General features: G+C 34.6%; 25 protein-coding genes, 6 tRNA genes and 1 riboswitch. Of the genes, 17 read left to right on the forward strand and 14 right to left on the reverse strand.

The window, feature by feature from the left end; translation table 11 throughout:
* Positions 1–182: 182 nt before the first annotated feature.
* Complete coding sequence (locus CWR45_RS00005) at positions 183–500, reverse strand: hypothetical protein (protein ID WP_115747750.1); 318 nt, start codon at positions 498–500, stop codon at positions 183–185.
* Positions 501–574: 74 nt separating this feature from the next.
* On the opposite strand from CWR45_RS00005, the gene CWR45_RS00010 reads away from it, so the two are divergent.
* The 11 genes from CWR45_RS00010 to phoU all read left to right on the forward strand — a co-directional run bounded on the left by CWR45_RS00010 (position 575) and on the right by phoU (position 7,428).
* Complete coding sequence (locus CWR45_RS00010; protein ID WP_115747751.1) at positions 575–1,204, forward strand: NfeD family protein; 630 nt, start codon at positions 575–577, stop codon at positions 1,202–1,204.
* 330 nt (positions 1,205–1,534) lie between these two features.
* Positions 1,535–1,609: transfer RNA gene (locus tag CWR45_RS00015), tRNA-Asn, on the forward strand.
* A 4-nt stretch (positions 1,610–1,613) separates the two neighbouring features.
* Positions 1,614–1,690, forward strand: a tRNA-Met gene (locus CWR45_RS00020).
* Positions 1,691–1,707: 17 nt separating this feature from the next.
* Positions 1,708–1,783 (forward strand) — tRNA-His (locus tag CWR45_RS00025).
* 15 nt (positions 1,784–1,798) lie between these two features.
* A tRNA-Ile gene (locus tag CWR45_RS00030) sits at positions 1,799–1,872 on the forward strand.
* 12 nt (positions 1,873–1,884) lie between these two features.
* A tRNA-Ser gene (locus CWR45_RS00035) sits at positions 1,885–1,977 on the forward strand.
* Positions 1,978–2,021: 44 nt separating this feature from the next.
* A tRNA-Phe gene (locus tag CWR45_RS00040) sits at positions 2,022–2,094 on the forward strand.
* Between the two features lie 361 nt (positions 2,095–2,455).
* Positions 2,456–3,067, forward strand: a complete 612-nt coding sequence (sodA, locus tag CWR45_RS00045; RefSeq protein WP_115747752.1) for a superoxide dismutase SodA — start codon at positions 2,456–2,458, stop codon at positions 3,065–3,067.
* Between the two features lie 105 nt (positions 3,068–3,172).
* The gene (locus CWR45_RS00050) at positions 3,173–4,444 is read left to right on the forward strand and encodes an MFS transporter (RefSeq protein WP_115747753.1); all 1,272 of its coding nucleotides are present in this window, start codon (positions 3,173–3,175) and stop codon (positions 4,442–4,444) included.
* Between the two features lie 59 nt (positions 4,445–4,503).
* The gene (locus CWR45_RS00055) at positions 4,504–6,615 is read left to right on the forward strand and encodes a peptidoglycan D,D-transpeptidase FtsI family protein (protein ID WP_245975298.1); all 2,112 of its coding nucleotides are present in this window, start codon (positions 4,504–4,506) and stop codon (positions 6,613–6,615) included.
* Positions 6,616–6,774: 159 nt separating this feature from the next.
* Positions 6,775–7,428, forward strand: a complete 654-nt coding sequence (gene phoU / locus CWR45_RS00060) for a phosphate signaling complex protein PhoU (protein ID WP_115747754.1) — start codon at positions 6,775–6,777, stop codon at positions 7,426–7,428.
* A 45-nt stretch (positions 7,429–7,473) separates the two neighbouring features.
* Here the strand turns inward: phoU and CWR45_RS20005 are convergent, their stop codons facing one another.
* Positions 7,474–8,061, reverse strand: a complete 588-nt coding sequence (locus CWR45_RS20005; RefSeq protein ID WP_245975299.1) for a hypothetical protein — start codon at positions 8,059–8,061, stop codon at positions 7,474–7,476.
* Between the two features lie 65 nt (positions 8,062–8,126).
* Entirely contained in the window at positions 8,127–8,339 is a 213-nt protein-coding gene (locus CWR45_RS00070) for a hypothetical protein (RefSeq protein ID WP_115747756.1), read from the reverse strand.
* A gap of 260 nt (positions 8,340–8,599) precedes the next feature.
* On the opposite strand from CWR45_RS00070, the gene rpmG reads away from it, so the two are divergent.
* The 5 genes from rpmG (at position 8,600) to CWR45_RS00095 (ending at position 13,881) form a co-directional block, all read left to right on the forward strand.
* Positions 8,600–8,749: a 50S ribosomal protein L33 gene (rpmG, locus tag CWR45_RS00075; RefSeq protein ID WP_114916753.1), complete on the forward strand. Its 150-nt coding sequence runs from the start codon at positions 8,600–8,602 to the stop codon at positions 8,747–8,749.
* A 176-nt stretch (positions 8,750–8,925) separates the two neighbouring features.
* Positions 8,926–10,476, forward strand: coding sequence for a rhomboid family protein (locus CWR45_RS00080; RefSeq protein WP_115747757.1), 1,551 nt, complete (start codon positions 8,926–8,928; stop codon positions 10,474–10,476).
* Between the two features lie 96 nt (positions 10,477–10,572).
* Positions 10,573–10,767 (forward strand): YqgQ family protein, encoded by a 195-nt coding sequence (locus CWR45_RS00085; RefSeq protein WP_115747758.1) that lies wholly within the window; start codon positions 10,573–10,575, stop codon positions 10,765–10,767.
* A 13-nt stretch (positions 10,768–10,780) separates the two neighbouring features.
* A complete protein-coding gene (locus tag CWR45_RS00090; RefSeq protein ID WP_115747759.1) occupies positions 10,781–11,746 on the forward strand; it encodes an ROK family glucokinase in 966 nt (321 codons plus the stop codon).
* Positions 11,747–11,961: 215 nt separating this feature from the next.
* Positions 11,962–13,881, forward strand: a complete 1,920-nt coding sequence (locus tag CWR45_RS00095) for an LTA synthase family protein (RefSeq protein ID WP_115747760.1) — start codon at positions 11,962–11,964, stop codon at positions 13,879–13,881.
* A 37-nt stretch (positions 13,882–13,918) separates the two neighbouring features.
* Here CWR45_RS00095 and CWR45_RS00100 read toward each other — a convergent pair whose 3' ends face one another.
* The 9 genes from CWR45_RS00100 to comGA all read right to left on the reverse strand — a co-directional run bounded on the left by CWR45_RS00100 (position 13,919) and on the right by comGA (position 18,982).
* Complete coding sequence (locus tag CWR45_RS00100) at positions 13,919–14,089, reverse strand: DUF2759 family protein (RefSeq protein WP_205317600.1); 171 nt, start codon at positions 14,087–14,089, stop codon at positions 13,919–13,921.
* 463 nt (positions 14,090–14,552) lie between these two features.
* Positions 14,553–14,795, reverse strand: coding sequence for a DUF2626 domain-containing protein (locus CWR45_RS00105; RefSeq protein ID WP_115747762.1), 243 nt, complete (start codon positions 14,793–14,795; stop codon positions 14,553–14,555).
* A gap of 271 nt (positions 14,796–15,066) precedes the next feature.
* A complete protein-coding gene (locus CWR45_RS00110; RefSeq protein ID WP_115747763.1) occupies positions 15,067–15,510 on the reverse strand; it encodes a hypothetical protein in 444 nt (147 codons plus the stop codon).
* Entirely contained in the window at positions 15,482–15,940 is a 459-nt protein-coding gene (locus CWR45_RS00115) for a competence type IV pilus minor pilin ComGF (protein WP_115747764.1), read from the reverse strand. Before CWR45_RS00115 ends, CWR45_RS00110 begins: the two co-directional genes overlap by 29 nt.
* Complete coding sequence (locus CWR45_RS00120; RefSeq protein ID WP_170138755.1) at positions 15,888–16,226, reverse strand: type II secretion system protein; 339 nt, start codon at positions 16,224–16,226, stop codon at positions 15,888–15,890. The genes CWR45_RS00115 and CWR45_RS00120 overlap by 53 nt, the downstream gene beginning before the upstream one ends.
* Positions 16,216–16,668 (reverse strand): competence type IV pilus minor pilin ComGD, encoded by a 453-nt coding sequence (comGD, locus tag CWR45_RS00125; RefSeq protein WP_115747766.1) that lies wholly within the window; start codon positions 16,666–16,668, stop codon positions 16,216–16,218. The genes CWR45_RS00120 and comGD overlap by 11 nt, the downstream gene beginning before the upstream one ends.
* Positions 16,649–16,945: a competence type IV pilus major pilin ComGC gene (gene comGC, locus CWR45_RS00130; protein WP_115747767.1), complete on the reverse strand. Its 297-nt coding sequence runs from the start codon at positions 16,943–16,945 to the stop codon at positions 16,649–16,651. The genes comGD and comGC overlap by 20 nt, the downstream gene beginning before the upstream one ends.
* Positions 16,946–16,959: 14 nt before the next feature.
* Complete coding sequence (gene comGB, locus CWR45_RS00135; RefSeq protein ID WP_115747768.1) at positions 16,960–18,012, reverse strand: competence type IV pilus assembly protein ComGB; 1,053 nt, start codon at positions 18,010–18,012, stop codon at positions 16,960–16,962.
* Positions 17,975–18,982, reverse strand: coding sequence for a competence type IV pilus ATPase ComGA (comGA, locus tag CWR45_RS00140; protein WP_115747769.1), 1,008 nt, complete (start codon positions 18,980–18,982; stop codon positions 17,975–17,977). The genes comGB and comGA overlap by 38 nt, the downstream gene beginning before the upstream one ends.
* A gap of 170 nt (positions 18,983–19,152) precedes the next feature.
* Here comGA and CWR45_RS00145 point away from each other — a divergent pair, with 170 nt between their 5' ends.
* Entirely contained in the window at positions 19,153–19,329 is a 177-nt protein-coding gene (locus CWR45_RS00145; RefSeq protein WP_115747770.1) for a YqzE family protein, read from the forward strand.
* An 82-nt stretch (positions 19,330–19,411) separates the two neighbouring features.
* Here the strand turns inward: CWR45_RS00145 and CWR45_RS00150 are convergent, their stop codons facing one another.
* Positions 19,412–20,182 carry a YqhG family protein gene (locus CWR45_RS00150; protein WP_115747771.1) on the reverse strand — a complete coding sequence of 257 codons (771 nt, stop codon included), beginning with the start codon at positions 20,180–20,182 and terminating at the stop codon, positions 19,412–19,414.
* Positions 20,169–21,827 carry a DEAD/DEAH box helicase gene (locus tag CWR45_RS00155; protein ID WP_115747772.1) on the reverse strand — a complete coding sequence of 553 codons (1,659 nt, stop codon included), beginning with the start codon at positions 21,825–21,827 and terminating at the stop codon, positions 20,169–20,171. The genes CWR45_RS00150 and CWR45_RS00155 overlap by 14 nt, the downstream gene beginning before the upstream one ends.
* A gap of 138 nt (positions 21,828–21,965) precedes the next feature.
* Positions 21,966–22,055: riboswitch (glycine riboswitch) on the forward strand.
* Positions 22,056–22,182: the final 127 nt, after the last annotated feature.

The following is a 22,182-nucleotide window of genomic DNA, read 5'->3' on the forward strand; positions in this document are numbered from 1 at the left end:
TTTTAAATTCTTCACTATATTTGACCATAAAAACACCCCCGAAAGTTAGATTTTCTACTCTAACTTTCGGGGGTCGGTACCTTTATTCAGTCTCTTTTAGTTTGTAGTAATTTATTCCAATTGTATTACTACATAAGTGCAACTAAGGCTGTCACCTAAAGGATTAGTTAAACCTTAGTTTTCTAATACTTGTATAAAGGAAAATAATAGAATGTATTAGGTTCTAAGTGAAAGGGATCTGCTGTTGGGTTTAATTGTTTGAAGTCAGCCATTATCATCGGTATATCTAACTGATTATTATTATCAAAATTAATTTCCTCTATTACAGATAAAACTGTATCACCAATAGTGATTTTTATTTGCGTTATAGTATAATTAGATTGAGGAGATTGTTCAAAAAGACTAGCATTTTCTGGACTTGATGTACCATTAATCGATAAGTCTTTATAAATACTTATACATAATAAAATAAATAGCATATAGATTATTAATCGTTTCATAAAATAATAATATTCTCCTTTTTTGAAACTTATTATGAAATGAATACGTATTACTGACATAGGGAGGTGTTCATTTGGAAATTTTTGATTTGGTTTGGATTGGTTTTGTGATCACTGGACTTGGAACTTTATTTTTAATTGGTGAAGTATTAGTTAATGCACGCGGTATTTTCGGTATTTTGGGAATAGGCTTTATTACTGTTTATTTTGGTGCATACCTCGAATCAAGTTCCTTTATCATTATGCTTATTTTATATTTCGTCGGATTATTACTTATAATTATTGATGGTAAAGTCTTAAATGATGGTACTTTAGCGACGATAGGCTTGGTCATTATGTTAACTGCCGTTGCACTTGCTTCACCTAATTTTACAGCGGGTTTATATTCGGTACTAGGTGTTTTAATTGGAGGAGCTGCCTCGTTCCTATTCCTGAAAGTATTCAAGAAAAGGCAGATGTGGACGAAACTTGCACTAAATGATCAATTAACAACGGAAGCAGGATATAATTCCATGAATATGGATTACGAGTTGTTAATTGGCCAAACTGGAGTTACATTAAATAACATGCGACCAGTTGGTACAATTAGAATTGATAATAAGGACTATAGTGCCGTATCTGACGGACAATGGATTGAAAGTAATAGCAGGATCCGTGTTGTTCAAGTAGATGGAACAAAGATATTAGTGGAGAAGTTACGATAAAAAATAGCATGTAAAAGCGATCATTCTCAATGTGTGGAATGATCATTTTTTTCGAGAAGAAATAACATAAGTGACCAAGAATTTATAGAAATCAGTCTGTTTTTAAATAAATTTAGCTTAATTGTAAAATTTATGTTGATTTTCTGTTTTGAAGATGATAATATAACTATTGTCGCTTCGGACGCTTCATACATAATCAAGTTTTTAAAAGAAAATAAAAAAATAAAAAAGTGTTGACAGATATTGAAGAACATGATAAATTAGATTTTGTTGCTAATTATTCAAAGCAAACAAATGTTTCCAAATTGAATTACCAATCATAATTATTTTTCCACAGTAGCTCAGTGGTAGAGCTATCGGCTGTTAACCGATCGGTCGTAGGTTCGAATCCTACCTGTGGAGCCAAATTGGCGGCGTAGCTCAGCTGGCTAGAGCGTACGGTTCATACCCGTGAGGTCGTGGGTTCGATCCCCTCCGCCGCTACCAATTTAATAATGATTATGGCGGTCGTGGCGAAGTGGTTAACGCACCGGATTGTGGCTCCGGCACACGTGGGTTCGATCCCCATCGATCGCCCCATAACATTTTTAATAAGGACCCTTAGCTCAGTTGGTTAGAGCTATCGGCTCATAACCGATCGGTCGCAGGTTCGAGTCCTGCAGGGTCCATCATAAAAACTCGGAGGTATACCCAAGTCCGGCTGAAGGGATCGGTCTTGAAAACCGACAGGCGGGTCAAACCGCGCGGGGGTTCGAATCCCTCTACCTCCTCCATAGATTTCTAAAGTAGGACTAGCAAAGCAATTATTAATTTATATGGCTCGGTAGCTCAGTCGGTAGAGCAAAGGACTGAAAATCCTTGTGTCGGCGGTTCGATTCCGTCTCGCGCCATCATTTAAAAAACAAGCAGCTTGCTTGTTTTTTTATTTGTTTAACAGTATTTATATCGATCGGTTAGTAGTGAGAGTCAGATGAAATGCTGCACTGCTGTTTTCTGGATATTCTTCGTCCGGTAGTAAAATGATTTGTTTAGCTTTAATTTTGCGTCGTGGGATTAGCTAGAACCCTTAAATTTTGAAGTGAGCTTCCACAGCTATGGTAAGGTATCATTGAACATTTTCATTAATATCCAACAAATTTCTTCGTTTTATTTGGATTTAGAGCAAATAAATTGCAACTAGTAGCCAGCAGTGATAATCTACATATTAAAGGGTGATAAATCCCTTACATTATCATTTGAGGAGGAATATTCATGGCAAAATTTGAATTACCTGAATTACCATATGCATATGACGCATTAGAACCAACAATCGACAAAGAAACAATGAACATCCATCATACGAAACATCACAATACGTATGTTACTAACTTAAATGGTGCATTAGAAGGTTTAGCTGATCTTCAAGATAAATCTCTAGAGGATTTAATTAGTAATTTAGACGCTGTACCTGAGAGCGCTCGTACTGCAGTACGTAATAATGGTGGGGGACATGCTAACCATAGTCTTTTCTGGAAAGTTCTATCTCCAAACGGTGGTGGAGAACCGACTGGCGAATTAGCTGAGAAAATTAATGCGAAATTCGGTAGCTTTGATACATTTAAAGAAGAATTTGCAAAAGCTGCTACAACTCGTTTTGGTTCAGGTTGGGCATGGTTAGTTCTTAATAATGGCCAACTCGAAGTAACAAGCACACCAAATCAAGATTCACCACTTATGGAAGGTAAAACACCTTTGTTAGGTCTTGATGTATGGGAGCATGCGTACTACTTAAATTATCAAAACAAACGCCCAGATTATATCTCAGCATTCTGGAATGTAGTTAATTGGGATCAAGTTGCTAACAACTATAACGAAGCTAAATAATACAGTAATGATAATGAGCCTAAAAAACACGCGAATCTTTCGCGTGTTTTTTGCATATCTAACACTCAACTGTTCACACTAAAGGATAGTAAAAGGAGTAGTTGTATGCAGGCAATTCGAAAATTTATTAATAACAAAATGAGTATGAATCGAGATTTACTATTATTATTAGTTATTGGCGGATTATACGCTCTAGGCATTTTTCTGTCTAATACATTTGTAAATATTTACATATGGAAGCAGTCGGGGGATTATATAACCATTGCTCTTTATAATTTAGCAACTTATATTTTTCAAGCGATGACCTTTATTGTTGCTGGAAGGTTTGCTAAAAGAGTTGATCGCATTATTGTTCTTCGATTAGGAGTTATTTTTTTAGCTTTATTTTTCTTAAGTGTATTGTTAATTGGTAATCATGCTTCAACCTATAACTTCTTGTTAGGGAGCCTGCTCGGAATAGGGTATGGTTTTTATTGGTTGGCATTTAACGTATTAACTTTTGAAATCACTGAGCCAGATACAAGAGATTTCTTCAACGGATTTTTAGGAATTTTACAATCGTTTGGCGGAATGATTGGTCCATTATTAGCAGGGATTATTATTTCCAATATGAACGCAAATGTAGGATATACAACAATATTCACAATTTCTTTAATCTTGTTTATTTGTTCTGTAGCAATTAGCTTTCTGCTGAAAAGAAGAAGTGCAGAAGGAAGCTACCAATTTTTCCAAGTATTAAAAGAGCGGAAAAATAATAAGAATTGGAAACGAATATTGCATGCGCACTTTTTACAAGGGCTACGTGAAGGAGTCTTTGCATTTGTTATTTCGATCTGGGTGTTTGTGCTAACACAAAGTGAATTTGCTTTAGGGATATTCAATTTATTTCTTTCTGGAATATCCATTGTTCTATATTTTTTTGCTACAAAATATATTAAACCTGCCGCACGGAAAAAGGCAGTCCTGATTGGTTCTATCCTGCTTAGCATTTCCAGCTTCATTTTCCTATTTCCGATTGACTTCATCTTTCTAATTGTATATGCAGTTTTTATTGGGATTGCATATCCAATTATAAATGTGCCTTACGTTTCATTGACATATGATGTAATCGGTCATGCACGTAATGCTAAGGAATTACGAATAGAATATATCGTTGTGCGCGAATTATTTCTTAATGTTGGCAGAATCATCTCGATTGTAATCTTTATCGTCCTGGTGCATCTCTTTACTGCAGTAAAAGTGATTCCAATCCTATTAGTTGTATTGGGATCAGCACATCTATTCATTTACCTATACGTAAAGAATATTTCATTAGGAAGTCACAAAAAAAGAGAAATCTTAATAAAAGATCAAATAACAGACGAAAAAGATCGCTAAATATGGTAAAATTTAATACGTAAGGAATTGGATTAGAATCTTGAAGTGGGGGAGAACCATTGGTTGACAAGAAGAAAAAAAAGAAGAAAAAACAACTCCCATTCCGTATAAATTTACTGTTTTTTGCTATCTTTCTCATGTTTTCTGTATTAATTTTACAGTTGGGAGTTGTGCAAATTTTAAATGGGGAAGCTTATCAGGAAGAAATTGACCGTACGATACAGGACACGACTAAAATTCCTGTACCACGAGGGAAAATTTATGATAGGAATTATAATGTTGTTGTTGATAATGAGCCGGTATACTCGATTACGTATACCCCTGCAAAAGGTACCCAGGCGGAAGAACGACTTGCTGTTTCAAAGAAATTAGCTGAATATATCTCAATGGATAGTGAGGAACATCTAGATAAAGTGACAGATCGAGATAAAAGGGAATACTTCTATTTATTGAATAAAAAGAATAAAAAGGAAGTAGATGAGCGATTAACAACTGAGGCTAAGGCCGATATGGACAATGGAGAGGTTTATAATGCGACAATCGATTTAATTACCGATGAAGAGATAGCCAATTTCTCCAAACAGGAATTAGAAGTTATCGCAATTAAACGGGAATTGGATAAGGCATTTTCGTTAACACCGCAAATTGTTAAAAATGAGGGTGTAACTGCAGAAGAGTATGCACAAGTATCCGAGCACCTTAGTATATTGCCAGGAATTAATGCAACAACCGACTGGAATCGCAATTACGTTTATGATGGGACAATCAGAAGTATAATCGGCTCTATCACAACACAAAAAGAGGGGATTCCAGCTGAACAGGAGCAATATTATTTAACGAGAGGCTACAGCAGGAATGATCGTGTTGGCAAGAGTGGTCTAGAAGAATTTTACGAGGATATTCTAAGAGGAAGAAAAGAACAAATTGAGTATACCACAACGAAGAATGGGGTTGTTGTTGATTCAAAGACCATTGTTGAAGGGCAACGTGGGAAAGACCTCGTACTAACAATAGACATGGAATTCCAGGAAGAAGTAGACAAGATTGTAAGAGAGGAATTACAAACCGCTATCAATAAGTTTCCATATCAAAACCGTTTCCTCGAAGATGCACTTGCTGTTGTAATGAACCCGCAGAATGGCGAAATCTTAGCAATAAGCGGGCAGCATTATGATCGCGAAACAGGGGAATATGCGAATGAGGATTATCGAACATTGTATAATGCGACTGAGCCGGGATCTGCTATCAAAGGTGCAACAGTACTTGCAGGGTATGAATCAGGAGTTATTACGCCCGGACAAACGTTTTATGACAGACCGATTCAAATAGGTCAAGGCGGACCATGGAAAGGGTCATGGGACAACCTTGGAGCCGTTGATGACTTGAATGCATTAAAGATGTCATCAAACGTATACATGTTCTATATTGCGCTAAGAATGGGTGGAGACTACCGCAATCCATATCCAAATGGAAGCAAAACATCATTAGATGTTCAAGCATTTCAACAAATGCGCAACTACTTCTGGCAATTTGGACTAGGGGTTAAAACAGGTATTGATTTTCCTTATGAAGCAACTGGCTATGTTGGACCTGATCCACTGGCAGGGAACCTATTGGACTTTGCTATCGGACAGTATGATACGTATACAACGATGCAGCTTGCACAATACATCTCAACAATTGCAAATGGCGGCTATCGCGTACAGCCGCATTTCCTGAAAGAAATACGTGAACCAATTGGTTCCAAAGAAGAAATTGGTCCAATTTATCAAAGTTATGGTACAAAGGTGCTGAACAAAATTGAAATGGAAAATATCGAAAGGATTCAGGAAGGATTTCGCAGAGTTTTCCATTCTGACCGTGGTACAGCAGTAAGCTTCTTTAATGATAAAGATTACACATCAGCAGGGAAAACAGGTACAGCGGAAACAGAAAGATATGAAAATGGTGTTAAGATAGATACAGAAAACCGCACATTAGTGGGCTACGCACCGTTTGAAAATCCGGAAGTCGCTTTTGCTGTCGTTGTGCCGGGTCTGGGAATCGTAACACAACAGCATCAAATAAATAATCTGATCGGTGAAAGAATACTTGATACCTATTTTGAAATGAAAGAAAATGGCGGTATTCTTGACGAAGGTACTGATACTGAACAAGATGAGGAATTATAAGAAGTGAAGGTCTAAACTATTTAGGCCTTTTTCTTCGTTAAATTAGTATTATTTCCAATTCTATATTTTCTGTGATAAGCTATATCATATAGTTTAATACATTAATGAGTTGAAAAGTATGGAGATTGTAATGAATAAATATTGAAGGGGCTGACCAAATTGGTTACACGTGATCAATTCCAACAAGAACTTGAAGAACTAGATAAGAGTATTATTGAACTTGCGCGAGATGCAGGTAAAGCATTGCAAGATGCAATTGAAGCACTATATAATCAAGATTCTGATTTAGCAAAACGTATCATTGAAGAGGACAGTAAAATAGATCGTAAAGAATTAGATATTAATAATAAAGCAATCCTACTTATTGCAAAACAACAGCCAGTTGCAACCGATCTTCGTAGAATTATCATCGTCTTACGAATTGTAACAGATATTGAGAGAATGGCTGATAATGCGAAGAATATTGCTAGATCGACGATTCATTTAGGAGAAAATACGTCAATGCTTCCGCAGGGGTTAAGAAAAATGCAGGAAATGACGATGGAAATGCTAGAAGTTGCTATTCTTGCTTTCCAGAAAGAAGACATTGTCAGTGCAGGGAAACTTGCAGAGATGGATGATAAAGTCGATAAATTGTATAAAAAAGTTGTTAGTGAACTACTTGGTGAAACAGCAACTAATCCTGATAAAATTCAATTTGTTATGCAGGTATCATACTGTGGTCGGTATGTAGAACGATTCGCGGACCATATCACAAATATTGGTGAAAGTATTTTATACTTAGTAAAAGGTGAAAATTTCAATCTAAACTAAAAGCTATAGGGTAGAAACGTAGAAAACGTTTATCTACCCTATAGCTTATTTTGTAATTGCTTCTGCTAGTTCATAAAAACTCATGGCACTAGTTACCTTATGTGTTCCCATTCTAACTTTAAGTGTATAATCATGTTCGTCTAAATAATTATTAAATTCACTAGCATCATCAATAATTCCTTGATCAGCCAGTACGGAAGTGATGGTAGATGCAGGCATACCTGGCTCAATATTCAATGTATAATTAATGATTTTTTCTTCTTGCTTTTTCTCTGGAGTTGAAGTTTCTTCTTTTGTTTCTGCTTTTTCCTTCTTGCTTTGATTTGCGGCTTGCGTTTTTTCTGTCTCTTCTTTCACAGGTTCTTTAGTCTTAGTAACTTCCTTTTTGTCAGTTGCTTCATTCTCAGCTTTTTCTTCAGAATCAGTGTTGATATTTTCGCTCTTAACGGATAAAGAAATATATTCGTCACTAGTTAATACATGGTAACCATCTTCCTTAATTAAAGGAATCATTTCTTCAGCTGATAATTCATCCAGTGTATTGGAATTAGAATCAAAGAAAAATATACCAATAACCATAATGATTCCAGCAGTAAACAAACCGATGGCGAATGTACGGATGGTTTTTTTCATTTCTGTTTTCCCTCATTTATTCATTAATTATCCTAGATAGATTTCATAGTCTTCAGGAACAATTATTATTTTCTAGTAAAATTTTCAGCTAGATCATTTGGTAATAATTCTTCTTCAAGTACTTTAATTTTCTTTTGCATTTGATATGTATCTTTCATGTTTGTCATCGATAGTTGCTCCACTTGACGTTCGAGTTCTTCTAATCTATCATTCATAAAAAATGATATTATAAATAAGACGACAGCTACTACAATGATTGTAATTACTGCATAAATCATTCGTTTCCCTCCTATTTTATTCTCCATTAATAGTTATACCATAGATTCTAGTGTTAGAAAACCTTAAAATAATTGTAACTGATTGTTGATTGTTTTAAAAAACTCTGCTATTATAATAAAAGTCTGTAGATCATTTTCTATGCTGTTTAGAAAGTATCAATTTGTATAGAAGATACTGCGAACGTCACTTGGAGTTATGGTGACAATCAGAATTATTTAAAATTTTACATCGTTAGATTTAATAGTTTGGAGGGAAAACCATGCGCGTAAACGTTACTCTTGCTTGTACTGAAACAGGAGACCGTAATTATATTACGAAGAAAAACAAACGTAATAATCCTGAACGTATTGAGCTTATGAAATATAGCCCACGTCTAAAAAAACATACTTTACATCGTGAAACGAAATAGTAACCATAAATGAACTCTTATCTTATTATCGGATAAGAGTTTATTTTTATATTTTATTGTCTGTTCACTTTAGAATACAGCGAAGTCCTAATGGTATCCATAATCTTGTTATAGATACCTTATAAATGTAACAATTGTCACAACTTTGTTATCATGATAGGAAGGGAAGGTGACATATGTTTTTAAATGAGCAATATACTTTATATCAAATTGCAATTCATTTCTTAAGAAAGGAACAGTTTGAGATCCTTACAATAAATGAACATGCAGACGAAATTTGGTTGGAGAAGTATGCAAATAAGAAATCAACAATTATCCGACTTGTCCATAAAGGATTTGACTGGCAAAATCACTTACGAAAAGATATTGCGCAAGTTTTCCAAACGGTACACAATATGCAGCGAATGATAAAAGGGAAAGATATTGAATTACATAATGTCTATGTTGCAACTAATGCTCCAGTTGATGACTGGGAAAGACTGAAAAAGCCAATGCAATTGAATGATAAACGCCCAAAAAAGATGAAGGTATACTACTTAGACCAAGGAAATATTCATCAGGAGATTGATCGGTTACAATCTGATACTTGTGACCAGCCCATTACGATTAATAATAATGCTGACGAATCAGAGAAGGAAAATATTGTTAAGGAAATGAAGAATCAGGTAATCGAGTTGTTTCAACAGAAGAAAAAGGAATTTCAAAATATTTTCTCGAGAAGCAAACCATTTTTTACGTATTTTCTAATTGTGATTAATATTATTCTGTTTATTTTATTAGAAATGAACGGTGGAAGTACTGCAACTGCTACCTTAATTGAATATGGTGCCAAATATAATCCAGCAATTTTAGAAAATAATGAGTGGTGGCGAGTAATCAGTGCAACATTTTTACATATTGGTTTTCTACATCTAATCATGAATATGCTAGCATTATATTACTTGGGAACAGTTGTGGAGCGAATTTATGGACGCTTTCGTTTCCTAATCATTTATTTTCTGGCTGGAATCGTTGGGGGACTTGCGAGTTTAGCTTTTACTGTAAATATATCAGCAGGTGCTTCAGGTGCCATCTTTGGATTGTTTGGCGCTTTATTATTCTTTGGATTGATTTACAAGCAGATTTTCTTTCAGACGATGGGATATAACATTTTATTAATCCTTGGTATTAATCTGATCTTCGGTTTATTCGTTCAACAAATTGACATGGCTGCACATATAGGTGGTCTTGTAGCAGGGTTTATTGCCTCTGCAATTGTATATCTTCCTAAGAAAGGTAGTATTAACAAACAATTATTAGCTGTAAGTGTATATATGATATTATTTGTCGGTATCGTTATTTTAGGATATGAAAATAATAATCAAAATCAGGCATACCACTTGATGGTTGCGGAAAATTCAATACAGGAAGAAAACTATCAGGATGTTATTGAATCAACAACTCTAGGACTAGGTTTACCTGGGGATTTACAAGGAGCACTGTTATTCCATCGTTCTTATGCTTATATTGAGTTAAACAAAATTAATTTAGCTATTGATGATCTTGAGAAGAGTCTGACCTATGATGAGCTTCCAGAGTCTTATTATAATCTAGCGATCCTTTACTATAATACAGAGGAATTGGAGAAAGCAGAGGATAATATTATTCTAGCATATGAGTTGAATCCTAAGCTTGAAGGACTTGCTGAACTCTATGAATTAATAACTGGTGAACCAGTAAAAGAATGAGGATAAGTATTTTTTGTTAATCTTTTTCTTATATGAAAGTATGAATAAGAATATCTTATTTATACAATCGTTGGTATAATAATTGTGGTGATTGTAATGAAAAATGTTTATGATGTGCAACAAATACTTAAGAAATTCGGTACCTTTATTTATAGTGGTGATCGGATTGGGGATCTTGAGTTAATGGTGATGGAGATTGAAGATTTATTTAAAATGCGATTTATTGAAAATGAACAATATCTCCAAGCAAGGCTTATTTTAAGAAAAGAAAAAACTAGGTTATATAAGTGAAGGGGTGTTAAGCATGAATGAAGAGATACTAGTTGGAATTGATATTGGTGGGACGGCAGTGAAACTTGGCTTTATCAATTCTCAAGGAGAAATTTTAAAGAAATGGGAGATTCCAACAAACTTAGCAAATGCAGGGAATGGAATCATAGACGATATTTGGAACTCGATAAAAGCACAATTAGATCAAGTAGATATAAAAAATAAAACGATCCTTGGATTAGGTGTTGGGGCGCCAGGATTTATTGAAGCGAAAACAGGGTATGTTTATGTAGCTGTTAATATAGGCTGGAAGGACTTTGATTTGGCACAGAAATTAAAAGAAAAATCTGGTCTACCAGTCTTTGTGGAAAATGATGCTAACTTAGCTGCGCTAGGTGAGAACTGGTTAGGAGCCGGTGAACAGGCTGATAATATGATTGCGATTACGCTCGGGACCGGTGTAGGTGGAGGGATAATTGCCAATGGGAAGGCATTGAATGGTGAGAATGGCATGTCTGGTGAAATTGGCCATATTACAATTGATCCGAATGGGTATTCATGTAATTGTGGACGTAAAGGATGCTTAGAAACCATTGCGTCTGCAACTGGTATTGTTCGACAGGCGATGGACTACATAAACGATAATGGTAATAGCAGCATTGCGGCATTCTACGAGGAAAATGGGAAATTAACAGCGAAGGATGTTTTTGATTTAGCAAGTGAAGGTGATGAAGGTTGTGAAGCAATCGTAAATAACACTATGGAAATTTTAGGGTTAACGATTGCTAATATGTGTACAATAATCAATCCATCAAAGGTATTAATCGGTGGGGGTGTTTCTAAAGCTGGAGACCATTTGTTAACAAAGATTACAACTGCATTTGAAAAATATGCACTTCCTAGAATCCAAGAGGCTTGTGAGATTAGAATTGCTAAATTAGGCAATGATGCTGGAATTATTGGTGGAGCATATCTTGTCAAACAAAAGCTTAAGCAATAATACTTGTAATTTATTGTCGGAAAATGAAACTTTTTATACGCATTATTCGTCATAGTTAGTAGCTGTTAAAATGAAACTATAGTAATCTGATAAAGGATGATTGAAAAATCATCCTTTATCTACATTAATTAATAATTATAATAAATATTAGCTAATGGTATTGTTGAATTTCGATAATTAACAGTGAAGCACAAATTTATAGGAGGAAATATTGTATGGAGCTTAAGTCAACCAGATTACCATTATATGCAATAGCTACGGTACTATTTGGTTTGAAGACTTATCTAGTCTATCGCTTTATGTTTGCAATTGAACTCGATAATTTTTTGCAAGAAATTATATTATTTATCAACCCTTTTGTTTCCGCATTTTTACTTTTTGCTATCAGTGTTTGGTTTAAAACAGATGAAAAACAGCTGAAATATATTCGGTACAGTGCACTCATTGCATCGTTTATCATTTTTGCAAATCTAGTATTTTATCGTCAATTTGATGACTTCATTACGCTTCCGCAATTATTTCAAGGTAGTAATATGGCAGACTTAGGATCTAGTATTCTCACATTAATAAAAATCTATGACATATTTCTATTTACTGATGTATTGTTCATTTGGATATGGAGTAGGAAGAATATTTCTACATTAACCGTTACTTACAATCGTAGAAGAAAAGCAGCTACATTGACTTTATCGTTATTATTAATAGCAACGAATTTCCTAATTGCCGAGTCGTCCCGCCCGCAATTATTCACACGTGGATTTGATCGAGAATATTTAGTTAGAAGTGTTGGACTATTTAACTATCATGTTTATGATATTATCGCACATTCTAAAGCAGAGAGCAGACGTGCTTTTGCAGATGGAAATGAACTGCTGGATGTTCAAGAGTATATCGAAGAGAATGTGAAACAAGATGAAAATTCTAACTTGTATGGCGCTGCAAAGAACAAAAATATTATCTTTATTAATGCAGAATCTTTACAACAATTTGTGATTCATAACGAGGTGAATGGGGAAGAGGTAACTCCATTTTTAAATCGACTAATTAACGATGAAGATACTTATTACTTTGATAACTTTTATGAACAAACTGGCCAGGGCAATACAGCTGATTCTGAGTTTTTAGTAGAAAATTCTTTATATCCACTAGATAGAGGAGCGGTGTTCTTCACCCATGGCGGTAACGACTTTAATGCAATTCCAGAAATTATTGATGATGAAGGCTATGAATCTTATGTCTTTCATTCCAACAATAAAAGCTTTTGGAATCGGGAGCAAATGTACGAAAGCTTAGGTATTGATTATTTCTACTCAGAAGAAGCGTTTGATGTAACAGAAGATAATTCAATCGGCTGGGGTTTAAAGGATAAACCTTTCTTTGAGCAATCCATCCCTTATCTACAATCATTAGAACAACCATTTTATGCGAAATTTATCACTTTAACGAATCATTTTCCATTTGATATGGATGAAGCAGATAAATCAATAGAACCATATCATTCAAACTCAGATATTCTAAATAACTATTTTCCAGCTGTTCGCTACATGGATGAAGCGCTTGAAGATTTCTACGAAAAGTTGAAGGAAACAGGGCTATATGAGAATTCGATATTTGTAATTATGGGTGACCATATAGGAATTAGCGCTAATCATAATGAAGCTCTGAGTATGTATCTAGACAAAGATGAGATTACACCAATCGATCAGCTAGAACTGCAACGTGTTCCGTTTATCGTACATATTCCTGGCAATGGAAATGGAAAGGTTATTTCTGAAGTTACTGGACAAATCGACGTCAAGCCAACCTTACTTAATTTACTTGGTATTGATGCAGGATATGATATTCAGTTTGGAAATGATTTATTTGCTGATAATCGGAAAGGCTATATTGCATTGAGAAATGGTGACTTTATTTCAGAAGAGTTCATTTACACAAATGGAAGCTGTTATTTAATTGAAACAGGGGAACAGATAGATGTGACAGAGAAAAAAGATTACGTTATTCCAGAAAGAGAGCATACACTATTAAATGCGTGTAATAAAATAAACGAGAAGGTAAAAACTGAATTAAAACTTTCAGATGATTTGATTTACGGTGACTTGTTTCGCTTTATTAATTTTGACAAAAAAGGCTAACCAATAATGGATAGCCTTTTTGTGTAGCATATGTTTACTAGCCAGTAATCTCAGAAATAATAGTTGCTATTGAGAAAAAGCCAAACGCTAATGCTGTAATGGCTGAAAAAGCAAGTGCAAAAAGATTTTTATATTTCAGCTGACGAATGACAGATATTACGGCAAGCAAAGCAACCGCAAGAAATACAATCCCTAAGACAATATGCATGAATTTCATGCCTCCTTAAACGCTTTCTTTTCAAGTTGATTCACTATTCATATGTATATAACTATTCTATACTTATTGTATAGCAATCGACTGTTCTTGTCGAGCAATAATAGTTACAATCAAGTGTATCGATTTGTAAAAAAATAATATTTCATTGGACAGTGAAGACACTGCAATTTGCCCATTTACAGAGTCTTTTTTTGGTCTTGAATAGCCATAAATCGTAAGAGGAGATGCCAAGTCCAGCCCCGACGCCCAGCGAGATTTTTCTAACGACTTGACAAGATAAGTCAGAATCGACTGGCCATACTTCCTGAGCAAGGAATGTTCGATCAAATTCGTCACATCGTATGACATTCTCGAACTACTTTAGGTAAACCCTTTTTCTGCTTCTAATGGAAGCATTCCTTGACCTATTGGGATGTAATTTTACGTCGTTAAGCGGGCGCTTTGGCATTAGATTTTAATGACCGAATCCAGGTACAAGTATAAATTCTGAATACCATGTGAAACCAACCATGAAGACTGTAAGGTAGGCACCGAATAAATACATATACATCCTCTCAGATAATTTCAAATAACCCAATGTAAGGAAAAATACTGTTTGTACTAGGGATAATATTGCTGCTGGGATCATATCACCTACGTAAAACATGACTGTAAAAATACTAGTCCAAAAGCCAAGCATACGAAACACACGATCCATTTCTTTTCCCCCCCTTTGTATTTAGATAGCGTTATCACAATAATTATATATGAGTAACTTAATATTGTAAATGAAACACCATTTACAATTGCAAGATTTGCTGTAAAAGTGCAAATTTATAGGTTGATTGTCAAAGGTGTTTGTATGATTGCGAGTGATAAGAGCTATCGTTTAAGTCCAGGTCTGCAATGTGGATTTCCGCTCCTGACTGTCGCTTTTCATGAAAAGTAGTTCAGTCTGGAGCGGCAGAGCAATCTATTTTTCAATTATGTTACTCGATGTAATTTAGTTTTAAAAAACTATTGATTGATTTTTTAAAAACTTTATTTGTTCTGATGGGGTGCTTGTCGCTCGTAGTCAATGTATTAATTATTGTATAGCGATGGTTTTTATTCGTTAAAATTGAGATATTCAGCTCATGCGTTTGATTTATGCTTCTAATGATTGTAATTTTCACTATCCCATCAGGAAAATGATAAATTGTATCAGTATTAGGTATCCCATATTTCTTAATCTCTTGTTTGAATTGCTCTCGCTGCATTTGGAATAATGTTTCAATCTTTACTTGTTCGATTTGATTTTCAGTAAGCTGAAGATCATTCCGGTACATTGTTATATTTGTTGTTACGATTATGAAAGCGACTGCGGTAATAAATAAAACATATGGCAAGAAGAAACCTTTTTCGTTATTCATAAAATACAATTCTTTTTTCATACGCATTCCCTTGTAAAGTTGTAACCCTAATTAAGAATCCAATAGGGTCATGGATAAATGTTAGTTCTTTTACATCGAACAAAAATATTTCATGACCAGTTCCATCTACTTGTCTGCGAATAAGTGAATCATATTTTTCTATGGTTGTGATTGCAGGCTTATTATTTATCTTTTGCAGTAATTGTAGTTTTCCATCAGTAATAGAAATATCAGTAGATCTAATTACTTCATCTCTGAGGAATTGGAAAAATTGATAAACAGAAATCTGTTCATAATTTGATGTATTCGTTGTTCCATTTAACAGATATCCTGTGAACGGCAGTGTGATGAAAAGGATTGTAATCGCGAATAGCATTGAGACAAAAGTAAACCCACGTTCATGTAGCATATATTCCAAATAAGCAGATGGTCTCTTTTCTTTTTCTAACATTTTCCCAATTCACACATCCCTTTATATAATCACTTTCCGTTGAGAAGCGGAATACTGCCTGCCTCCGATTAATTTCTTTTATATGCTCCGTCGGCTTCCGCAATGGATTTCCTACTATGAATGACTGCAACTCATCGTGTAAGGTGTGAATCATAATCCGGCGATCACTTAATACTTTTTGTTCTTTTTCCACCGTTGAAACAATTGGAATGATAGTAGTGATCACGGAAAATAGAATTACTGATGCAACGATAACTTCAATCATAGTGAATCCATTATTCTTCATTGATGTAAAACCTCCCTTTTCCAAGAGGGAAGACAATGTCAAAATCTTTTTCACCCACATTTATTTTGATCTTTCGAGGGTTAATAATGCTCCCGTATTTATTAAATACAATCGTATCTTTGTTTTTAAAATCTATTTGAAATCCAGGGGGGTACTTTCTTATGGCAAAAGCTGGTTTCCAACCTTGTAGAATGCTGTAACGATCGTTATAGAAACGGATACTAAATGAATCATCGACTGTTGTACTAAGGTTTTGAATCATTAACATATCGAATTCAAGCTGTTCAATAAATTTTGTTGTTTGTACTTTCTCGATATTGCTTTTATTTATAGGTACAATGAATAAAAGCATTACAGATAAAATAGAAAGAACAATTAGCATTTCTAATAGTGTGAAGCCTTTCTTATTTGTTACGAACCATTTATAGGCTAACTTTTCCATTTGTAATACTCAATTCATTTCCATTAGGACATGTTGTTTGTTTGTCTGTAATATAATTAGGAACTAGCGTACTTATGTCTGTTGCTGTTAATCCTGATTCAATAAAATATGCATCTGCTTGTGACTGTACAAGTGCGACAAGAGCTTCACATCCTTTATCATTAACATCTGCGCTTCTTCCACTTAAATTTGGAACAATCAGGATAATTAGAACTGTAATGATCATTAGTACAATTAACATTTCAATCAATGTGAAGCCTCGATTATTATTTAACATTTTATTTGCTCCTTTTAAATTGTATTTATTAACTCAAACATCGGCCACATCAGTGTTACGTAGATGAAGACGATAAAAAGTGCTAGTAAAATAAAGAATACTGGTTGTAAAAAGGTGATGAATTTCATTAATTTATCTTCAATATCCTCCATAAGTAAGTCGCCATAAACCGATAAATCCTTCTCCAATGCGCTAGTATCCGCATTCTTTTGGAAAATAGATACTAGCTGTTCCTCAAATAACGTGAATTGTGAGAGGAGATACGTAATATGTAGTCCTCTTGATAATTCAGCGCTAATTAAAGTTGCGTAATAGGTGATAATGGGTATTTTTTGTTGATTTGCCATATGTTGTAGAATTTCTTTGAAGGACATACCAGTTTTTAAAAGGGAACTAAAGTGAAGTGCAAAAAAGTAGGAGGTTTGGGCTTTTATGAAGCTTCGGTAAATTGGGATTGATTGATATATTTTTATTTGGTGTACAATAGAAATTCGGTGTTTCATAAGGTGCCATGTTGCGAACACTATCATACCTAATATTCCTATCGCAATTAGGCCTGTCATGAAAAGGTCAATTAGAATAATCGAGATAACGATGATAGAAGATGCATTGGTATTTGATTGAAACATTTCCATAAAGGAAGGGAGGACCGACTGTTTGATAAATAAGAGTAGCAATGAAAAGATTATAAATAATATTAGTGGATACCTTGCCATTTGCTGAAATTTCTTCGTATAATTCATTCGTTGTTCAAACATTTCGATACTTTTCATTATGCTGCCTTGCAAATCACCATTTGCCTGTACAAAATACAAGTAGTTGGTAATGGCCTGATGAAACCTTGCTTTTTCGAACGCTCGATCAATTGTCATGCCATTTTGCAAGGAGGTGATTATATGGGTTGCTATTGGTTGCAAACTTTTATCCCATTTCATTGTTTCCATCGCTTCTAATAATGGGTAGCCATTTTCTAATAAGCGATGCAATCGTTTCAAGAAGCGGAGCTGAATTTCTTTCGGAAGTTTTTTCTTATGAATGATGAAAGGTCTCCTCAGAAATAAATCCATAAGCAAATGCCTTCTTTCTTAAATGATAAAATGATTGGAACGGAATAGATTTACGAATATCAACTCCTTTCAGTGCATCTTTTAGCTGGGTTTCGTCTAGAAGTTCGAGTACTGCAGCGCGTTGTTCTTTTTTGTTAATTGTTAAAGGTATTAATTGGATGGATGCAATAGCGATGAGTGTCTGCTCTAAAAAAATTTGTTCGATCCCCATTTCCTGTAAACGATGAATGGTTCCGAGGGTATCTTTAGCGTGCAGTGTACTTAGTACAAGATGTCCTGTTAAAGCAGCTTCAAATGCAAATTGCGCCGTGTATTTATCACGAATTTCACCAATCATTAGAATATCCGGATCATGTCTTAATGCGGCCCTCAATCCAGTCTGATAGGTGATTCCTGCCTTTTCGTTAACTTGTACTTGTAAAATATCGTCTATTTCTTTTTCAATGGGATCTTCCAATGTTATTGTCTGATATGATTCCTCTTGTAAAATAGCCTGTAATAATGCATACATTGTTGTCGTTTTCCCACTTCCTGTGGGCCCAGTCAGCAAAATTAAGCCAGCACGTTTAGAAATCCACTTTTTTAGTTTTTTAAATTGGGCTGGGAATAAAAATAAATTTTCTAGTGCAACATTCTCTGTTTGTGGGAGGATTCGTACAGCGAGGCTTTCCCTCTGGTTGACAGGAAGTGTAGATAAGCGTAATGAATATAGATTGGACTTTTCATAGTGCGCTAACGTTCCATTTTGTGGTTTGCGACTTTCCCCAATATCCATTCCAGAAGTAAATTTGTAAAATGTTAATAATAGTTGGTATTGTTCTGTTTTTATTTGCTTGAAGAGTTTTCGTTTTCCATGTATTCGGAAGTAAATATCGGTTTGCTTTGGAAATGGATAGAAGTGGAGGTCTGTTGCATGATGTTCAATCGCGGCTTGAAGTAGTCGTTTCGATAGTGTTGATGTGGGGTTCAAGTAGTGTCACCTCCTTGATGTTATTTCACTATGATTACTTAATTCGACGTGTTTTTATTAACTCCTTCTTTTTATGAAAAATATTTGTAGAAAAAGCAAGAATATTTTTTTCCTTTAAGTAAATAATAAAGATGATGTAGGTTGAATGTCTGATTATTAGAGGTGGCTAAATGAAAAGTAATGAATATGTAAAATTTATGACACAGCAAATAGTAACCTATATGGAATTACCTATGGAGGAAAGAAAAAAACGTAAATTAGAACAAAAGAATCCATCGATCTACGCGAATCATTGGCTAGGTGTTTTACCATTTGCATTAAGAGTTATGCGTAAAAAAGCGGAATAGCAGGAATCATGCTGCTATTCCGCTTTTTTATACAATATTCGATCATTAGAAGGATTTAAAAATGTGCTGGTCATAACACCATTTATTCACTCAGATAAAATATACCTCCATTAATAACATGGAACGTTATATTAGGCTCATATCGTTCTTTGATTTCATTTCGTTCTTTTTCCATCTGTTCATTCTCTTCCAATTCTTCATAGAAATGATTTAATGTGTCTAATTCCTCATTCAAGGCAAGCAATGATTCTTTGGCCCAATCCTTAGGTTGATCTTCAAGGTAATTTAGTACGAGCGATTCAATACGGGAAAAGCCGCTTTTTATTTTTATAAGTGGAGAAATTGTAAAGCAATAATCTGAAATCGTTGATTGTAAAGGAATCGTTTCCAAGTACCGCATCATATCTAATCTCATTTTTCCATTTACTAATTGTAGTCCAATGGAAAGTATATCGTCCTTTTTTTGTTTCCCTCGAAAACTAATTTTCATATTGATTACAAGCCAAGGGTATAATGGTGTGTTTGTTCTTGTATCAATCGTTTGAAACAACTTCGTGTACCGCTCATACTCCTGTAAATGATTCATGATTTGCTGTAAACGTGGACTGCCAAAATGAATCCAATCTCCTTTTTCAGCGCGTTTATCCGGATTGGTAATTAAGGTTAGTTGTAATGGCTGTCCTGCATTTCCCATTTTGTTAATATAGTGCCAGTAAAAAGGGCGATTCATTAATGCTAGATCCATCTCTTCCGTTAATTGGACTGTTAATATTCCATCTGTATTATCCATAATTTCGCAATTATGAGCAATAAAATAATCCTGCAAGAAATGATTTAAGTTAGTTATAGCCATAATGTTGCTCCTCGCTTTGGGGGTGATCAATCGTATCTTTAAGAATACTTGATAAATTATCTAACTTAATTTTCGCTTCACCGGAGGAAGTAGAGCCATCATAAATCTTTGTGATTTCTTTCTCCAGATTTGAAAGATTTAATTCGGACAAAATGGCATCTAAGTTACCGATCACTTGTTCAAAAAGATTAATTTTTTCATATAATAATGTCATAATATGTTCTTCAATTGTATTTTTGATTGCAAAATTATAGATCATCACATCTTGATTCTGACCGTAACGGTGTATTCTACCAATTCGTTGCTCTAATCGCATCGGATTCCATGGAAGATCATAATTAATCAAGTGATGGCAGAATTGGAGGTTGATCCCTTCACCTCCAGCTTCCGTTGCAATTAAGACTTGGGCATGATTTTGAAATAACTGACGCATCCAATCTTTTTTGCCGCGTTTGAAACCCCCGCGAAAAGGAACAGAAGTGATTCCATGCTGTTGCAAATACCACTGAAGATAGTGCTGTGTCGCACGATATTCAGTAAAGATAATAACTTTTTCATCACCAATCTTCTTAATTAATTCTACTGCCTTCTGGGCTTTAACATGATGTGGCAGCTGTTCTATTTTTGATATTAAGGTTTCAATGTGACTATTCTTCGTATTCTCTCCGCCAATTTTCTCTAATGACATATAACAAGCTTCACGCGACGAGCAAATCTCTCTTAAAAAGGTAATCTTAGAAAACGTCGAATGAGAAGACATGCTGGAATCTAGATATTCATAAAACGCTTGTTCTTTTTTTGTAAAATCAATCCAAATCGATTGGATATTTCGTTTCGTTTCCTGAAGGTCTGTATTGATTCGCGTATTTCGAATCATAACTTTCTGAATTAATTGCTTTAGGTACTGGTCTTCTTTTACTTTTTTTCGATCCTTTCCATACCTCTCTAGAAATGATTTATAGTTTCCAAGATGTCCTGGTTTTAAGATTGAAATTAGGTTGAAAATCTCGACTAATCTGTTTTGCACCGGTGTAGCAGTAAGTAATAAGCAATATTTTTTCTTTAATGCACGAACAAATTCATAGTTCTTAGTTTTATGGTTTTTTAATTTATGTGCTTCATCAATTAAAATAAAGTCATAGTCAACTTTAAGTATCTCCTCTCGATGTGGCGAACGTTTCGCTGTATCAATTGACGAGATAATAATATTTTGTTCCCAATTATAATTTTTTCGATGTGCAACTGCAGGAATATAGAATTTTTCATTTAGCTCCTGCACCCATTGACTAACAAGAGAGGCTGGAACAAGAATTAACGCATTTTTTACCATTCCTTTAATCATATATTCCTTTAGTATCAATCCTGCTTCAATTGTTTTTCCTAAGCCAACTTCATCCGCTAATATTGCCCTGCCGTTCATTGTTTCAACTACTTGCTCCGCAGCCTTTAATTGATGATCAAGAAAGGTCACGTGTGGCAAATGCTCTGGTGCACGAAGTCCCGTAAATGAAGGTGATATTCGTGTTAATTCTGCTTCATATGCCATTGAGAATAACTTCCATGAAGATAAGGCATCGTTTTTATCTAAGTTTTCTTCCAAATTACCTATAAATGCAGAATCTTTCGTAACATGAATAGAATCCATATGATACATCCTTTACTTCGAAATAAAATTTGGATTTTCCTATACCAATCCGAAAAATTATGATATTATTCAATTTAGATAGAGTTATTTTTTATACTATGCATAGTATAACCAAATATCATAATTTCATTTTAGCGGATGATTACAAGGGGAGAGCTTACGAATAGCGTAACGCCGACGGAGCAAGTGAAGAGCGAATCTCTCAGGCAAAAAGACTCTTGTAGGACGCAACTCTGGAGAGTGTTTACGAATATCGTAAACCACCTACGAAGCAAGTATTGGTATCATTTTATTTTTGTATGAAACCAATATGCAACTTTCTGGTAGAAGGACAGAGATTTCTTTAGTATTAAAG

The sequence above is a fragment of the Oceanobacillus chungangensis genome (genome assembly GCF_003369565.1).
In the GTDB taxonomy this organism is placed as follows: Bacteria; Bacillota; Bacilli; order Bacillales; family Amphibacillaceae; genus Oceanobacillus; species Oceanobacillus chungangensis.